Genomic DNA, 14464 nt, shown 5'->3' with positions numbered 1-14464 from the left:
ATAATAATGAATAACTATTCAGGAAAGCAAGATAAAGATAAGCAAAGTACAGACGAAGCCTGGGCCAAGCTAAAGAGTAAGTTAGAGAATGAACCTTATAATCCTCAATGGGCAAAATGGAGTCAAAATACGGAAGCCCAAACTGAGGATTCTGTTAACTTAAGTCAGGTAGAAAATGTAGAGAACCTTGAATCAGAGTCAACTCCAACGGTAGTACAGGACATACTTATAACTACCCATGATAAGAAAGTACAACGTCCGCGTCGACTGCGTATGAACCGTCGTCGGAAACTAGGAGTTGTAGCTGCGAGTGTAGCTGTTTTTGCAGTCATTCTCGCGACCCCAATAGGAAACACAGCAATGGCATCCATTCTGAATCAGTTCAGGATGGAACAGGTTACGGTTGTTCATGAGAGTGATCTGCGTAATATTTTCACACAGGTGGCTGAAGACGGTGAACTTAATCGATCAATTAATCAATTCGGTGAGTTTACAAACGCTAGCGGAGCTTACATTGGTGAGTTGCCTGCGGATCAACTGAAGGCTACCCTAGGCTATCCAGCGAAAACCGCTGCTTTAGTGGAAGGGCATAATTCAGTTACGGTGGGTGCTTCACAAGATATCACGCTTAATCTGAAAGTGGACGAAGTGAACAAAGCCCTGAAGAAAATTGGAGCAGAACATCTGCTGCCCGAATCGATTGACGGTAAACCAATTACACTTCATATCCCGGAATTTGTGAATTACAATCTCTCATCTGACGAAACGCACTGGGCAAGTCTGTCGCAGATGAATGCACCTGTACTTAACGTTGATCCTTCTATTAAAGTGGAAGAGGCTTTGGAAGCTGTAATGAATTTCCCACTGCTCCCAGATTACTTGAAGACTAGCTTAATGCAAAGCAGGGTCTTATCCGGAGAAATCCCAATGCCGTTAATCGCTGGTGAAAATACGGAGCAAATAACTGTGGGTGACACTTTAGTTATAGTTGACAATTATGAATACAGCCGCGGTCCTGTATATCAAGCTACATGGATTCAGGATGGACAGCTATTCAATTTGTCAGGTGAGCTCTATTCGAGTAAAGAGAAGCTTATGACCAAGGTTCAGGAGTTGATTGAATCATGAGTACTGCAGCAATTGAAGCCAAGTCCCTAACTAAAGAATATGATAACGGACGCGGTTGTCGAAATGTAAGTATTACTGTAGGGAAAGGGGAAGCCTTTGGCTTCCTCGGCCCTAACGGTGCAGGTAAAAGCACCTTTGTAAAAATGCTTGTAGGTCTTATTCATCCATCAAGTGGCAGTGGAACTCTGTTCGGGCATAAGATTGGTTCGCTAGAAGCTAAATCACTAATCGGTTATTTACCCGAATTGTATCGTTATCAGGAATGGCTAACGGGTGAGGAGGTTGTGAGGCTGCATGCAAGACTATGCGGAATGCAGCGGTCTGTAGCAGATAAGAGAATTCCACAACTTCTTGATGAGGTTGGAATTGGTAAGCGTGGACGTGACCGAGTGAAGCATTACTCTAAGGGAATGCAGCAAAGACTGGGTTTAGCTTGTGCACTTGTTAATGAGCCGGCTATCGTATTTTTGGATGAGCCCTCATCGGCACTAGATCCAATCGGACGTCAGGAAGTCCGGCGTATATTACAGAATCTAAAAGAAAAAGGGGTTACGATATTTCTAAACTCTCATCTGTTAGAGGATGTTGAAGTACTTTGCGACCGAATGGCGCTACTAAATAACGGAGTTATTCTCCGGCATGGTAAAGTGTCCGAGGTGTTAAACAAGCGTATGAGCTGGCGATTTAAAGTAGGCGGCTTTGCGCCTATTTTATTGTCGTGGCTAAAAGATCAGACAGGCTTGCAGATCCGGGTGTCTTCCCATACCGAAGAATCCATAGACAGTAGTAGGGTTTGGTTGGAAGCGGAGCTGGAAAGTGAAGAGCAGGTGGGTTGGCTGAATACACTGATTATAGAACAAGGGATGACCTTATATGAAGTTTCACATCAGCAAGAACGTCTGGAAGAGTGGTTTATGAATGCTGTATCAGGACTAAGCCACAGAGGTGAACACGAATGAGAATTATAATGGGTATGACCTGGAAAGAACTGATGCGCAAAAGAGTAATGGTGCTGACATTAATTATGACCGTGGTCTTTCTTATTGGGTTTTGGTTTATTGCGGGTACGATCGGGCAAAGTTCTATGTCTCACGGATCGAGTTTTCCTAGCGGAGAAGAACTCCTTATTCGTTTTACAAATGGTTTATTTATTTTATCGTTTGGATTTTTCTTCGGAGCATTTGTAATTGCTTTTTTAGCAATTTTTAGTTCGTTTTCCGCCATTTCAGGTGAGGCAGAGCAGGGAGTGATGCAAGCCTTGCTTCCAAGACCAATTCCACGCTGGAAATGGTACGCAGGTCGTTGGCTTGGTTATGTAACACTAGGAATAGGTTATGCACTTATTTTATTTGTTTCTATATTGCTAATTACGCAAGCTCATACTGCAATTCCAAGAGATGGATTAGCGTTATTTAAATCATTTTTGCTCTTTTCTTCCATCGTACCGTTGCTAATAACTGTTTCTATGCTGGGTTCAGGATTCTTCTCAGCCCTTGGGAATGGAGTCTTTATGACGATGCTTTATGGAGCAGGATGGCTAGGAGGAATGATTGACAAGGTAAGTAGTTCATTATTATCTAAGCCCGAAGCACTTAGCACTCTAAATAATATGACGGGTATAATGTCCTTACTTATGCCTGTAGATGGGTTACAGCGCAGAATGACTGCTGAACTGTTTAGCATTAACGAAATGAACGGGATGTTTAACGCTTCCAATAGTCTATTTGGGTTAGATAACTTCACCTCAGTCCCATCTAATACATTTATCGTCTATGCGATCTTCTATACACTAATCGCGTTCTTAATCGGATTGTATCGTTTTCAACGGAAAGATCTATAGCAGTTTAACAATATATCGAAGAACTTAAAATGCCCTTTTTGTTGCCGAATTTACGGAACAAAAAGGGCTCTTCAAGTTAGTATAAGTCGGATTAATTTGTAACACCAAGCTCAATCCAGTCCGTAGACCAATTTCCAATTTCACCAAGTATAGGAGCCAACGCGGTTCCTTTTGGAGTAAGGGAGTACTCAATGCGTACTGGCATTTCTGGATATACGGTTCGCTCAATAATACCTTCGATTTCCATTTCTTTTAATCGGTCAGATAACACTTTACCACTTAGATTGGACAGACAGCTTTCTATTTCGCCAAAACGACGTGGACCTGGCATAAGCACGAAAACGATCAGCGCGACCCAACGTTTACTTAGCAAGTCTACCGCTTTTTCAAAGCGAGGACACATGTTGAAATCATTCATAATATCACCTCGACATTCATTATATCATAAACTTACATAAAGTAATTATAAATATTTAAAGATATATTATAACTTGACGAAGTTATATTACAATGATAAACTTACTTACAAATAGTTACTTATATTTTAACTAATATTCGATCCTTATGTATAGCTATAGCTATACCAGATGAAATTGAGGAAGGTGTTACACATGACAAAACCAGATATTATTTCTATCCTACAAAATAAAATTACTCGGATTCCTTTAGAAAACAGTACAAATATATTGGTTGGACCGATTACTTTACCCGTGAATTTAGACGGAGAGACTGTTACTTTTAAATGGTACAACTGGCTGAACACTACGGATGCAGAGCTTCTTGGTGATAATAGTGAAGCAACAGCCGCTTTGATTTCAAAGTTACCATCCATGAGCCTCGCAGATGGTCAGCAATCCAGTGTTTTAGTATATGGTGATTTCGAAGGCTCAGATGAAGCATTGATTCGGATGCACAGCATTTGTCATACCGGCGATATTTTTGGCAGTAAACGTTGTGATTGTGGCTTCCAACTGCATCAGTCCATGAAAATGATCGTCGAACACGGTTCAGGTGCGTTATTCTATCTTGCTAACCATGAGGGTAGAGGCATTGGACTGTTTAGCAAATCTTTAGCGTATCTTTTACAAGAAGAAGGATACGATACAGTTGAGGCTAATTTAGAACTGGGTTTTTCTGATGATTCAAGAAATTATGAAGAAGCGATCAGCGTTCTACAACAGCTACGTCAAAAACCAGTCACGTTAATTACTAACAATCCGAAGAAACTGGAAGCTCTCAAGACTGCAGGTATGAATGCTGTGAAAAGAGTAGCGCTGTGGGGAGATGTATCTTCTTTTAACGAGAAATACTTACGCACCAAAGTGGCTCGTTCAGGACATTTAGAGGCAGTGAAAGAAGCGAATCCAATTGTAGGAAGACTGGCTAAGTAAAAATTGAGGTAGTGCTTTTGCACTTCTTCAATTATAATGGGTTACTGGAACCCAACTTTAAGCTTAGTGAGGTACAATATGACTGCTATTCAAGTACAAGACTTACGCAAAACATTCAAAGTACAAAAAAACCGCGAAGGTCTCAAAGGGGCCTTCGCTGATTTGTTTAAAAGGGAGTATACGGAAGTAACTGCTGTGAAGGATATTTCCTTTTCCATTCCCGAAGGTGAGATTTGTGGTTATATCGGCGAGAACGGTGCCGGGAAATCAACCACGATCAAAATGCTCACGGGCATTCTCGTACCCACTTCAGGAAATCTTACGGTGGGTGGTTATGTTCCTTATTTGGAGCGCGAGAAATTCGTGAAGAATATCGGTGTGGTGTTTGGGCAACGCAGCCAGCTATGGTGGGACATTGGGGTCATTGAATCCTTCCAGCTGCTGCGCAAGGTATACCGGGTATCTGAACAAGACTTCAAGAAACGGCTGGATGAATTAGTCGAACGATTGCAGTTGCAAGAACTACTGAATCGTCCTGTTCGTAAGCTCAGTCTCGGTCAGCGGATGCGTTGTGAATTAGTCGCAGCATTACTTCATAACCCTTCGATTGTATTTCTGGACGAGCCAACCATTGGTTTAGATATTGTGGTGAAGTCAGAGATCCGTGAATTCCTTAAAGATATGAACCGTGAGCATGGAACAACTATACTGTTGACTACACATGATCTGCAAGATATTGAAGCCCTTTGCTCGCGGGTGATCATGCTTGACGATGGTCGAATTATTTATGACGGCGGCCTAGAAGATCTGAAACAGCGCTGGGGAACCGGACGTGAAGTTCAATTTCAATTCGGAAATGCAACGAAACGGCAATTGCTTGAGCTTTGGACTGAAGGGATGCCGGTTACTTGGTCTGCAGACAACGATCTTGGAGCATCGGTTTGGATACCGCTGGATATTAATGTATCCGATGTTTTGGGACGGGTAGTAGGGAAAGCCGACATTACTGATATCAAAATCATTGAGACGAATACGGACGATATTGTTCGCAGTATTTATCAATCCGGGTCTGCGGATAAACCAGAGAAACAAGCTGCCGCTCTGAAGGATGAAAGAGAGGCTTTACATGTCTGATAAGCTTAATGCTGCAACAGCTATGTCTTCGTCCTCAGGAGGTTCGTCTTCAGGTGGTCCTCCAGAGAATAGTCGTAGATTACTGTTTGGGGCGTACTTAGATTTTATACGGATCCGGTTCCTTACCATGCTTGCTTATCGGATTAACTACTACTCAGGTATTCTTATCTATTCACTGAATATCGGGGTTAACTATTTCACATGGATGGCCATCTATGGTAATGGGGATTCACTTGGTGGCTTTACCGCAACGCAAATGACGTCTTATGTCGCTGTTTCTTGGATGGCTCGTGCGTTTTATTTTAATAATCTAGATCGCGAGATCTCTACGGATATACGAGACGGAAGTATCGCTATCCAGTTTATAAGGCCTTATAACTATGTCTTAGTCAAAATGATGCAAGGACTCGGAGAGGGAATGTTCCGCTTCCTCTTGTTTATGATTCCGGGTATGGCTATAGCGATGTTGTTGTTCCCGGTTCAATTACCGACAGCACCATCTGCTTGGGCGGGTTTTCTTGTAATGCTCTTTTTCAGCTTTTTGATTAATTCACAGATCAATATTATTACTGGGCTCTCAGCTTTCTTTGTTGAGAATAATGAGGGCATGATGCGTATGAAGCGGGTAATTGTTGATCTGTTCTCTGGTCTGATCGTGCCGATCAGTCTGTTTCCTGACTGGTTATCTTCTATACTTAAGGTGCTGCCGTTTCAGGCGATTACTTACTTGCCGGGTTCTGTATTTACAGGACGGGTGCAAGGGGTTGGGATTTGGAATGTACTGGGGATACAGATCGTTTGGTTCCTGGCCTTACTGATTCCAATTGTCTGGTTATATCATGCGGCGCGGCAGCGTCTCTTCGTGCAGGGAGGTTGAGGAAACGTGTATTACCTTGGATTATTAATTGAATACATTAAAAACTATATGAAGTCCCGGCTCACCTATCGCGCCGATTTTTGGGTAGAGGTCATATCAGATTTGCTCTTTCAGGCTACAAATTTTATCTTTATACTAGTAATCTTCATGCATACGGATAGCCTTGGCGGCTGGAATCAGAACGAAGTAGTGTTCGTTTATGGGTTCTTTATGGTGCCTTTTGGGGTGTTTAGTTGTTTTGTGAATCTATGGGGATTCAGTGAGCGTTACATCGTCAAAGGTGAGATGGACCGTATTTTGACACGTCCGGCGCATAATCTGTTCCAGATCTTTTTGGAAAATGTTGATCCACCAGCACTAATGGGCTCTTTCATAGGTATTATTATTATGGCCATCAGTGGTAGTAATCTGGGTCTTCCCTTTGAATGGTGGACGATACCGGCTCTGATCATTCTTACGTTAAGTGCCGTCGCCATCTATACTGGGATTTATACAACATTGACTTCATTGTCTTTCTATTCGGATGCTCCTACTGGCATTCTTCCGTTAATGTACAACATTCAGACTTATGGCCGTTATCCGGTAACGATTTACAATCGTGCTATCCAGGTACTTCTAACTTGGATTATCCCGTTTGCATTCGTCGGGGTATATCCAGCAGCGCTCTTCCTGCAGCGTGAAGAAATGACGAGCCTGGCGCTGATGACACCTGTTGTAGGTGCGATATTCCTTGGGATTGGTCTGTTAGCTTGGAGTTATGGGGTTAGAAGATATAAGGGCGCGGGATCTTAAGCTAAGCTATTGTCTTGTTAAGTTGGAAAGGCTACCTTCGGGTAGTCTTTTTTTTCACTCCTAATTCATCAATATGCTAAAATCATTAATAACTAGAATGGGGAGGAATCATAGATGAATGTGTTAGATATTTTACCAGCACCCGAAAACTTAAAAAAACTCATGAAAATACTTGCTTCTCTAAATATTGTCCTATGTTCAGAGGAATGGCTTCGCTATCATAGTTTTGATTCTAAATTTGATAAGAATGTTTCTCTAGCATCGATCGATAATGGCTCAGGTGATCATTTGTTTATTATTTTTACACCTCAAGGAACGATAATTAAAGGTTTTGATCATGAATCCGAAGTAAGTCCATATGCGCGCGACGAACATGAAGTTTGGCCAGGAATCTATGAAGAAGTCCCAACCTCACTATTGTCTTTACTGGAAGATGAGGCGATAACTAAGGATGATGTTACTTTTTGTTTTTGGCGTGAAAATAATGACTTGACGTGGAAAAAGGGGAAGGTAGAGATTCCAGCGGGGACAGAAGATGGTTCGGATTTTTTGCTAGGGACTATTTTCCGCACAGCTGAGGATTTTGTGGAATTTGCCGAAGGTTATTTTGAACTCACACTCCCCTTAGAGGTTGTTGCACAAGTTTATGAGGGTGCAGCTATTACGAAAGAGATGATCAAAGCGTTAAATCCTGATGGTGATATTGAGAAAATCCTTCAGGAATTAGCAGAGCTAGACTCTTAGGTAATTATCGATTTGAAAACAGAGAGGGATGCGAAATAAATGAAGGGCTGCCGATAGGCAGTCCTTTATTTATTGATCGGAAGTATTTCTTAATGAGGAGCGAAAATAGGAAATAAAAACAGAATACTTTCTCTTTATCAAAGTTTTATTTACATATATCATTTTACTAAAGATACAAGTGAGAGGGATAAAACTTTACATAATTCAAGCGATCTTAATAACTCTCAAATCAATTTCGTGAGTGTGAGTTAGGTTCCAGAGTAGAGTATTTGGAGTGGAAGTTTTAAAATATTGTTTTTCAAAGAGGGGGCAGTTTGTTATATGTTTGGAATTATGGCTATTTCCGGCCTGTCTTTTCTTCTAGTGGCGATATTTACGCCGTTGTTGATCTGGACACTGCACAGGCTGAGGCTAACGCAGCCAATTCGCTCCGAGTTACCAGCGGATCATCAGGCCAAACGTGGTACACCGCTTATGGCAGGGTTGGTCCTGCTTATCGGGATAGCGATCTCGTTACAGTTTCATCCCGGACCTCTAATGTTACTCTTATGCGTCACGTTTTTGTTGTTCAGCTCAGTCGGATTTCTCGATGATTTCAAAAAGGCTTTTTGGCAAAATCCGTCCGGCATCACCGGTCGCTCAAAGCTAGTGTCACAATTTATTTTTACTGGAACCATTTTGTATGTGTTGTTCCATTCGTTCGGCCTGACGAGCGATATTGGGTTATTTCAAGGGGACTATTTGCAATTGCCTTTGTACCTTTATGTCGGAATCATTTTGCTGTTTGTGGTGGGCTCCGCAAATGCCATCAATTTTACGGACGGTCTTGATGGGCTACTGATCAATGTAGCCATTCCGACGTATTTTTTCTTTTTTATGATTTCGGACAAACCTGAAGTGCAGACATTTTCCCTTGTTATGATCGGCTGTCTGCTTGGGCTGTTCCTTTACAATATTTATCCGGCAAGAGCGTTTATGGGCGATACAGGATCGCTGGCGATCGGTGGCTCTCTTTCCATTTTAGCTGTCATTGAGAAGGTCGAGCTTTTGATTCCGATTTTGTTTTTCGTCTATTTTGCGGAGCAGTTGTCGGTCATATTACAAGTTTGGTACTATAAACGAACTAAGCTGCGTCTGTTCCGAATGGCTCCGATTCATTACCATTTCAGCTTAAAATATGGATGGAGCGAAAACAAAATCGTGATGATTTTCGGTTTCATTTCTTGGGTATCCGTACTGATTTGCTGGTTAATTTGGAAATATCTCATGCACTAAATAAATTTTGCATTTACAAATCTATAAAAGTAGATATAATAAAATGCATGGAACCTTTAGTGATATTTAAAGCTTTGTCTAACGAGACGCGTAGTCAGATTATGATGTGGTTAAAAACTCCAGAGGAATTCTTTGATGAGAAGCCTTATTTACAACAAGGCCTTAGTTTTCGAACTGGAATATGCGTGGGAGATATTCAAGCTAAAGCGGGACTTGCACAGTCTGTTATCTCGAGTTATTTGTTGACAATGCAAAAAGCTGGTTTGTTGGAATCTGAGCGAATTGGGAAGTGGACGTACTATCGTCGGAACGAGAAGACAATTCAGGAATTTTCCGAGTATATTAAACAGAAACTATAAATGAGAGGAGGGAAGACTTTTTTTTGATAATACATATCTACAAATCTGTATATGTGAATATAAATGGAGGATTATTTTAAAAATGAAAAAGATTAACCCGTTGCTTATCATTATTCTGGCTTTAGGTGTATTTGGTATTATCACTACGGAAATGGGGATTATAGGTGTTCTACCGCAGATAACTCAAAAATTTAATATATCGACTTCACAGACTGGATGGCTTGTAAGTATATTTGCTTTAGTCGTTGCTATTTCTGGTCCATTTCTAACATTACTGGCTTCTGGTATTAATCGTAAAGTTATTCTATTAACGGCTGTACTTATTTTTGCAATTTCAAATGTTGTGTACGCTTATACAACAATGTTTGAAGTAATGCTGATTTTTCGTATTATCCCTGCTATTTTTCATCCTGTCTTTTTTTCAGTTGCTCTTGTGACCGCTGCTCAACTTGTCCCACCAGAAAAGAGTACTAAAGCAGTTACAAAGGTTTTCGCCGGAATCACAGTCGGGTTTGCTTTTGGTGTGCCTTTGACTTCTTATCTCGCGGACAAAATATCATTAGAAGTTGCTTTCCTATTTGGTGCTGTTGTAAGTATAATTGCCTTTTTAGGGATACTCGCTTGGCTTCCTTCCATGCCTGTTAAAGAAAAAATGTCTTATGGCAAGCAGCTTGGTATACTACGCAAACCCCTATTGTGGTTAAATATTGTGACTGTTATTTTTATCTTTGCAGCTATGTTTTCTGTATATAGTTACTTCGCTGAGTATCTTGGTCAAGTAACACATATGAATGGATCATGGATTAGTATCATGTTGATGGCCTTTGGTATAGTCATGATTTTTGGGAATTTTTTATTTGGGGGCCTTTTGCATAAAAGCATTCCAAAGACCGTCATCATGTTTCCTCTGCTATATGCGGTAACTTACCTCTTCGTTTATTATCTAGGATCTTATTTCATTCCGATGGTTATTATCATAATCATTTGGGGGGCAGTACATTCCGGCGGACTCATTGTCAGTCAAGCATGGTTAACGACCGAGGCAAAAGAAGCTCCCGAATTCGGTAACAGCTTGTTTATTTCATTTTCCAACCTTGGAATTACTATAGGGACTGCTATCGGTGGTTGGTTTATTTCTCGCTCGGGTATACATGAACTCCTCTGGATTGGAATTATTTTTTCCCTGCTTGCTTTCTTATCGATCATAATCAAAATAAAAATTTCTAACTTAAACGTAACAGAAGCTAAGCTGGGTGATTAACGGAGATTATGAATTTATTAAAACAGCGACAGCCATGTATCTTATTTTTCTGATACATAGCTGTCGTTGTTTTCTATATTATATTAAGTATTACATACTTGTGTTTTTTACTATTTTGATTTATTTTAATTAGACCCCATGAAGCTATTGCATATGTATAAGAAAGAGGTTTATCCATGAGTAAAACGTATCTATTAAAAATCTGCTTAGCCATCACCCTCATACTCGGAACAGCTACCGCTTGCACTTTCACCGAGCAGTCTACTTCAGATCAAGCTCCATCTATAACAACAAGTCCTAGCCCTAAATCTGATGCTACGGCAAAGAATACACAAGAGGACAACAGACGTTTATTAGATGCTAAGGTAACACGGGTAGTTGATGGTGACACCATGAAGCTGACTATCGACGGTAAAAAAGAAACAGTACGCTTGCTACTAGTCGATACCCCTGAATCCGTTAATCCGAACATTCCTGAGCCACAGCCATTTTCGATAGAAGCCTCTGATTATGCCAAAAAGATGCTTACTAATAAAGATGTGCAAATTGAACTAGATGTATCAGAACGAGATAAATATGGTCGTCTACTCTGTTATCTCTATATCGATGGCAAAATGTTTAATGAGCTTCTGCTAGAGCAGGGTTATGCACGTGTGGCATATGTATTTGCACCTAATACGAAATACGTAGATCAATTTAGAGCTATTCAGGATAAAGCAAGAGAGCAGGGAATCGGCATCTGGAGTATTGAAAATTACGCGCAAAACAATGGTTTTCATGTTCCAAAAACGAAATAAATATCAAGTAATCAGGATTTATAGAGCTACCATGAGGTAGCTTTTTTTATATTAGGGAGAACATACACAGAATGGATGTATTTGACAAGGCGATTCTTTAAATGGGATACTCTAGTAGTTGGTATTAGTATCAGGTTATAATTCGAGGAGGATTGCCCTTATGAAATACTTCATTATTACAGGAACTTCAAGAGGAATTGGAGAGTCAATAGCAGAACAACTAGTCTCTCCTGATCACTATTTGTTTTGTATCTCACGTGAAAGAAATGAGAGTTTAGTAAGCAAAAATAGTAATATAACCTATTATGAATTTGATTTGAATCACATTCATCTGATTGAATCTCTGATGGGGAGTATTTTCAATTCTATTGACGTGTCAAAAGCGGAGGGAATCTACCTTATTAATAATGCTTCAATGATTGCTCCTGTCTCATTTATTGATACAGCTAGGGTTGATGAAATAATGGGAAATATAAATGTGAATTTATTAGCTCCCATTATACTAACCTCAATGTTTATAAAGCATACAAATGGTCATCTAATCGACAAAAGGATCTTAAATATATCATCCTCTTCTGCTAAAAATCATCATCCTGGCATGAGTCTGTATTCAGCAGCGAAAGCTGGACTAGATGTTTTTTCACAATGTGTGGGACTAGAACAGAATCACTCCAAAACACCAGTTGGAATTGTATCGATCTGGCCAGGAATGATTGATACCAATCTGCAAAAAGAGGCTAGAAGCCAGGATAAATCAACATTTCCATCAGCAGAGATATTTGAGGTGGTTAAGGATACTGGGATGCTCACAACAGCACAGGAAACAGCACAACAAATCATTGAGTTTTTGTTTAAGCCTAATTTTGAACACGGTGCAGTTGTGGATATTTATGATTACTCAAAACTTCAACAGCATTTAAGTATATAAACAGACTAAAATAACTACTTTTCGGAGTGTATTATGCGAGATATAGATTACAGCATTTATTATTGGCAGGATGATGATCGGATCTGGACTTACTGAAGCTGAATTTCTGGAAAAGAACAAAAAAACAAGCCATTAAGGAAAAGGATGCTGTGTAATGAGCAATTATATTATGGAGCTAAGAAAACTAGTAGGTACCAGGCCGCTTATTATGGCAGGAGCCTGTGTTTTGTTGTGTAGCGAGCAGCAATTACTATTACAACGTAGAATGGACAACGGTTGCTGGGGGTTGCCAGGTGGCTCGATGGAGCTTGGGGAGACTTTGGAAGAGGTTGCTAAAAGGGAACTTTTTGAGGAGACAGGTTTACAAGCCAGAGGACTTGAATTGTTCGACATGTTTTCTGGACAAGAGCTTTATTACAAATATCCAAACGGTGATGAAGTATATAATGTTGTAGCCGCTTATCTATGTACAGAATTTGACGGTGCGCTTAAAGAAGATGGAATTGAAGTGCAAGAAGTCCGTTTTTTTAATTATGGAGAATTGCCTAGCGAGTTATCACCTCCTGATGTTCCAGTCATTAAGAGATTTATGGATCATTTTATGAAGTAAGACCACATCTCACTTAAAGTGTCACCTTTCCCAGGGAACCATAATACGATGAAATATGAACCATGACATTAGCCCGGAAAGGTGTGCGATTATGAACGGAACAATCCTCAATTTCTTTGCTGGCGGGAATACGGCTCACGGCTTTTACAGCCTCTATGAGTCGTCATTGCAAAGTTTAACGCGTCTATATGTTTTAAAAGGAGGCCCAGGTACGGGGCAGACCAAACTGATTAGAGAAATTGGAGAGCAGTTGAATCAACAAGGTTATGAGATCTGGTTCATCCACACTGCATCAGATAACGATTCATTCGACGGTGTGATTATTCCCAAATTAAATATAGGAATTGTGGATGGAACAGCTCCGCGAGTAATAAACCCTGAACTGCCTGAAGAGTCCATCGTATTTGTAGATTTGGAGCAGGCCGCTGATCAGTTCCAGTTGTGCCAGCAGAAGTTGGAAATCGATAATTTAGTCGGAGCCATTAAACAAGAACATGAATTGGCTTATGCTGGCTTTGCAGAAGCTCTTCGCATTCATGACGAATGGGAAGCAATTTATATCGCGAAAATGGATTTTCAAGCAGCCGACGAACTGACACAGGAGTATATTAAGCTTCTGTATGGTGATCAGAAATCTGAAAAATCCAGCCGGGTAGATCATCGTTTTTTAGGTGCGGCGACGCCTAAGGGGGCAGTGGATTTTGTTCCTAATCTAACCTCAGGACTAAAAAGATATTTGGTTAAAGGACGTGCGGGCTCCGGAAAATCTACACTGTTGAAGAAAATAGCGGCTGAAGGCATCAAACGTGGTTTCGATGTTGAAATTTACCACTGTGGCTTCGATCCAAATAGCCTTGATATGATTATCGTGCGTGAGCTTGGATTTGCTATTTTTGATAGTACGGCTCCACATGAGTACTACCCTGATCGGGCAACCGACGAGATCGTCGATATGTATTCCCGCTGTATACTGCCTGGTACAGATGAAGAATATTCCGAAGCTATAGCCGGCATTAAAGAGCGATATTCGAGTACCATGAAACAATCCACACAACATCTTACAGACGCAAAAGTATTCCTAGTTGCATTAAAGCAAATCTATACTTCTACCCTGAATTTTGATCGAGTAGACCAGATTAAATCGCAGATTTTAGAGGAAATCAATGAGATTGTTGAAAGTCCACTGGAGGTTTAAACCTACATTTAAGATCGCTCTCTAGAGGGCGGTCTTTTTTTGTGAGAAAAGAAATTGGTATGGTACATACGCACCAATGTGGTTATTTCCACTGGAACTGTATCCAAGTATGCTCTCTCTAGTAACAACGATA

At 40.5% G+C, this 14464-nt stretch carries 16 protein-coding genes; 15 read left to right on the top strand and 1 reads right to left on the bottom strand.

From position 1 onward, the window contains the following. Positions 1 to 6 precede the first annotated feature (6 nt). Genes MKX35_RS21100 through MKX35_RS21090 form a run of 3 tightly spaced genes read left to right on the top strand, consistent with a single transcriptional unit; the run spans position 7 to position 2968 of the window. Positions 7 to 1128 carry a hypothetical protein gene (locus MKX35_RS21100; RefSeq protein ID WP_076298893.1) on the top strand — a complete coding sequence of 374 codons (1122 nt, stop codon included), beginning with the start codon at positions 7 to 9 and terminating at the stop codon, positions 1126 to 1128. Next, positions 1125 to 2087 (top strand): ABC transporter ATP-binding protein, encoded by a 963-nt coding sequence (locus MKX35_RS21095; RefSeq protein ID WP_042187768.1) that lies wholly within the window; start codon positions 1125 to 1127, stop codon positions 2085 to 2087. Before MKX35_RS21100 ends, MKX35_RS21095 begins: the two co-directional genes overlap by 4 nt. Beyond that, positions 2084 to 2968 (top strand): ABC transporter permease subunit, encoded by an 885-nt coding sequence (locus MKX35_RS21090; protein WP_076298894.1) that lies wholly within the window; start codon positions 2084 to 2086, stop codon positions 2966 to 2968. The genes MKX35_RS21095 and MKX35_RS21090 overlap by 4 nt, the downstream gene beginning before the upstream one ends. Before the next feature lie 91 nt (positions 2969 to 3059). Here the strand turns inward: MKX35_RS21090 and MKX35_RS21085 are convergent, their stop codons facing one another. Further along, positions 3060 to 3386, bottom strand: coding sequence for a winged helix-turn-helix transcriptional regulator (locus MKX35_RS21085; protein WP_042127276.1), 327 nt, complete (start codon positions 3384 to 3386; stop codon positions 3060 to 3062). Positions 3387 to 3579: 193 nt separating this feature from the next. Here MKX35_RS21085 and MKX35_RS21080 point away from each other — a divergent pair, with 193 nt between their 5' ends. From MKX35_RS21080 to MKX35_RS21025, 12 genes are all read left to right on the top strand, one after another. Continuing rightward, on the top strand, positions 3580 to 4359 hold the full coding sequence (locus MKX35_RS21080) for a GTP cyclohydrolase II (RefSeq protein ID WP_076298895.1): 780 nt from the start codon (positions 3580 to 3582) through the stop codon (positions 4357 to 4359). A gap of 78 nt (positions 4360 to 4437) precedes the next feature. Then, positions 4438 to 5493: an ABC transporter ATP-binding protein gene (locus MKX35_RS21075; RefSeq protein WP_042187774.1), complete on the top strand. Its 1056-nt coding sequence runs from the start codon at positions 4438 to 4440 to the stop codon at positions 5491 to 5493. 127 nt (positions 5494 to 5620) lie between these two features. After that, complete coding sequence (locus MKX35_RS21070) at positions 5621 to 6370, top strand: ABC transporter permease (RefSeq protein ID WP_042193809.1); 750 nt, start codon at positions 5621 to 5623, stop codon at positions 6368 to 6370. Between the two features lie 48 nt (positions 6371 to 6418). Beyond that, positions 6419 to 7162 carry an ABC transporter permease gene (locus MKX35_RS21065; protein ID WP_179085851.1) on the top strand — a complete coding sequence of 248 codons (744 nt, stop codon included), beginning with the start codon at positions 6419 to 6421 and terminating at the stop codon, positions 7160 to 7162. A gap of 114 nt (positions 7163 to 7276) precedes the next feature. Next, positions 7277 to 7906: a hypothetical protein gene (locus tag MKX35_RS21060; RefSeq protein WP_076298896.1), complete on the top strand. Its 630-nt coding sequence runs from the start codon at positions 7277 to 7279 to the stop codon at positions 7904 to 7906. Between the two features lie 321 nt (positions 7907 to 8227). Beyond that, complete coding sequence (mraY, locus tag MKX35_RS21055) at positions 8228 to 9181, top strand: phospho-N-acetylmuramoyl-pentapeptide-transferase (RefSeq protein ID WP_076298897.1); 954 nt, start codon at positions 8228 to 8230, stop codon at positions 9179 to 9181. A 47-nt stretch (positions 9182 to 9228) separates the two neighbouring features. Then, positions 9229 to 9540 (top strand): ArsR/SmtB family transcription factor, encoded by a 312-nt coding sequence (locus MKX35_RS21050; protein WP_060624147.1) that lies wholly within the window; start codon positions 9229 to 9231, stop codon positions 9538 to 9540. 82 nt (positions 9541 to 9622) lie between these two features. Next, on the top strand, positions 9623 to 10801 hold the full coding sequence (locus MKX35_RS21045) for an MFS transporter (protein WP_076298898.1): 1179 nt from the start codon (positions 9623 to 9625) through the stop codon (positions 10799 to 10801). Between the two features lie 176 nt (positions 10802 to 10977). Next, entirely contained in the window at positions 10978 to 11598 is a 621-nt protein-coding gene (locus tag MKX35_RS21040; RefSeq protein ID WP_076298899.1) for a thermonuclease family protein, read from the top strand. A gap of 160 nt (positions 11599 to 11758) precedes the next feature. Beyond that, positions 11759 to 12526, top strand: coding sequence for a (S)-benzoin forming benzil reductase (locus MKX35_RS21035; protein WP_076286406.1), 768 nt, complete (start codon positions 11759 to 11761; stop codon positions 12524 to 12526). Positions 12527 to 12680: 154 nt separating this feature from the next. Further along, positions 12681 to 13136 (top strand): NUDIX hydrolase, encoded by a 456-nt coding sequence (locus tag MKX35_RS21030; RefSeq protein WP_076298900.1) that lies wholly within the window; start codon positions 12681 to 12683, stop codon positions 13134 to 13136. A gap of 91 nt (positions 13137 to 13227) precedes the next feature. Then, positions 13228 to 14331 carry a PRK06851 family protein gene (locus tag MKX35_RS21025; RefSeq protein ID WP_076298901.1) on the top strand — a complete coding sequence of 368 codons (1104 nt, stop codon included), beginning with the start codon at positions 13228 to 13230 and terminating at the stop codon, positions 14329 to 14331. The last annotated feature ends 133 nt before the right edge of the window (positions 14332 to 14464 follow it).

The sequence above is a fragment of the Paenibacillus sp. FSL R5-0923 genome (assembly GCF_038009145.1).
Lineage (GTDB): Bacteria > Bacillota > Bacilli > Paenibacillales > Paenibacillaceae > Paenibacillus_AQ.
This window is presented reverse-complemented; position numbering and strand designations above follow the sequence as displayed.

Excerpts from the sequence above, each read along its gene's own strand:
- MKX35_RS21095 (WP_042187768.1), top strand. The coding sequence starts at position 1,125 with ATGAGTACTGCAGCAATTGAAGCCAAGTCCCTAACTAAAGAATATGAT.
- MKX35_RS21060 (WP_076298896.1), top strand. The coding sequence starts at position 7,277 with ATGAATGTGTTAGATATTTTACCAGCACCCGAAAACTTAAAAAAACTC.
- MKX35_RS21065 (WP_179085851.1), top strand. The coding sequence starts at position 6,419 with ATGAAGTCCCGGCTCACCTATCGCGCCGATTTTTGGGTAGAGGTCATA.
- MKX35_RS21085 (WP_042127276.1), bottom strand. The coding sequence starts at position 3,386 with ATGAATGATTTCAACATGTGTCCTCGCTTTGAAAAAGCGGTAGACTTG.
- MKX35_RS21035 (WP_076286406.1), top strand. The coding sequence starts at position 11,759 with ATGAAATACTTCATTATTACAGGAACTTCAAGAGGAATTGGAGAGTCA.
- MKX35_RS21080 (WP_076298895.1), top strand. The coding sequence starts at position 3,580 with ATGACAAAACCAGATATTATTTCTATCCTACAAAATAAAATTACTCGG.
- MKX35_RS21050 (WP_060624147.1), top strand. The coding sequence starts at position 9,229 with ATGGAACCTTTAGTGATATTTAAAGCTTTGTCTAACGAGACGCGTAGT.
- mraY (WP_076298897.1), top strand. The coding sequence starts at position 8,228 with ATGTTTGGAATTATGGCTATTTCCGGCCTGTCTTTTCTTCTAGTGGCG.
- MKX35_RS21075 (WP_042187774.1), top strand. The coding sequence starts at position 4,438 with ATGACTGCTATTCAAGTACAAGACTTACGCAAAACATTCAAAGTACAA.
- MKX35_RS21045 (WP_076298898.1), top strand. The coding sequence starts at position 9,623 with ATGAAAAAGATTAACCCGTTGCTTATCATTATTCTGGCTTTAGGTGTA.
- MKX35_RS21030 (WP_076298900.1), top strand. The coding sequence starts at position 12,681 with ATGAGCAATTATATTATGGAGCTAAGAAAACTAGTAGGTACCAGGCCG.
- MKX35_RS21025 (WP_076298901.1), top strand. The coding sequence starts at position 13,228 with ATGAACGGAACAATCCTCAATTTCTTTGCTGGCGGGAATACGGCTCAC.
- MKX35_RS21040 (WP_076298899.1), top strand. The coding sequence starts at position 10,978 with ATGAGTAAAACGTATCTATTAAAAATCTGCTTAGCCATCACCCTCATA.
- MKX35_RS21090 (WP_076298894.1), top strand. The coding sequence starts at position 2,084 with ATGAGAATTATAATGGGTATGACCTGGAAAGAACTGATGCGCAAAAGA.
- MKX35_RS21070 (WP_042193809.1), top strand. The coding sequence starts at position 5,621 with ATGCTTGCTTATCGGATTAACTACTACTCAGGTATTCTTATCTATTCA.
- MKX35_RS21100 (WP_076298893.1), top strand. The coding sequence starts at position 7 with ATGAATAACTATTCAGGAAAGCAAGATAAAGATAAGCAAAGTACAGAC.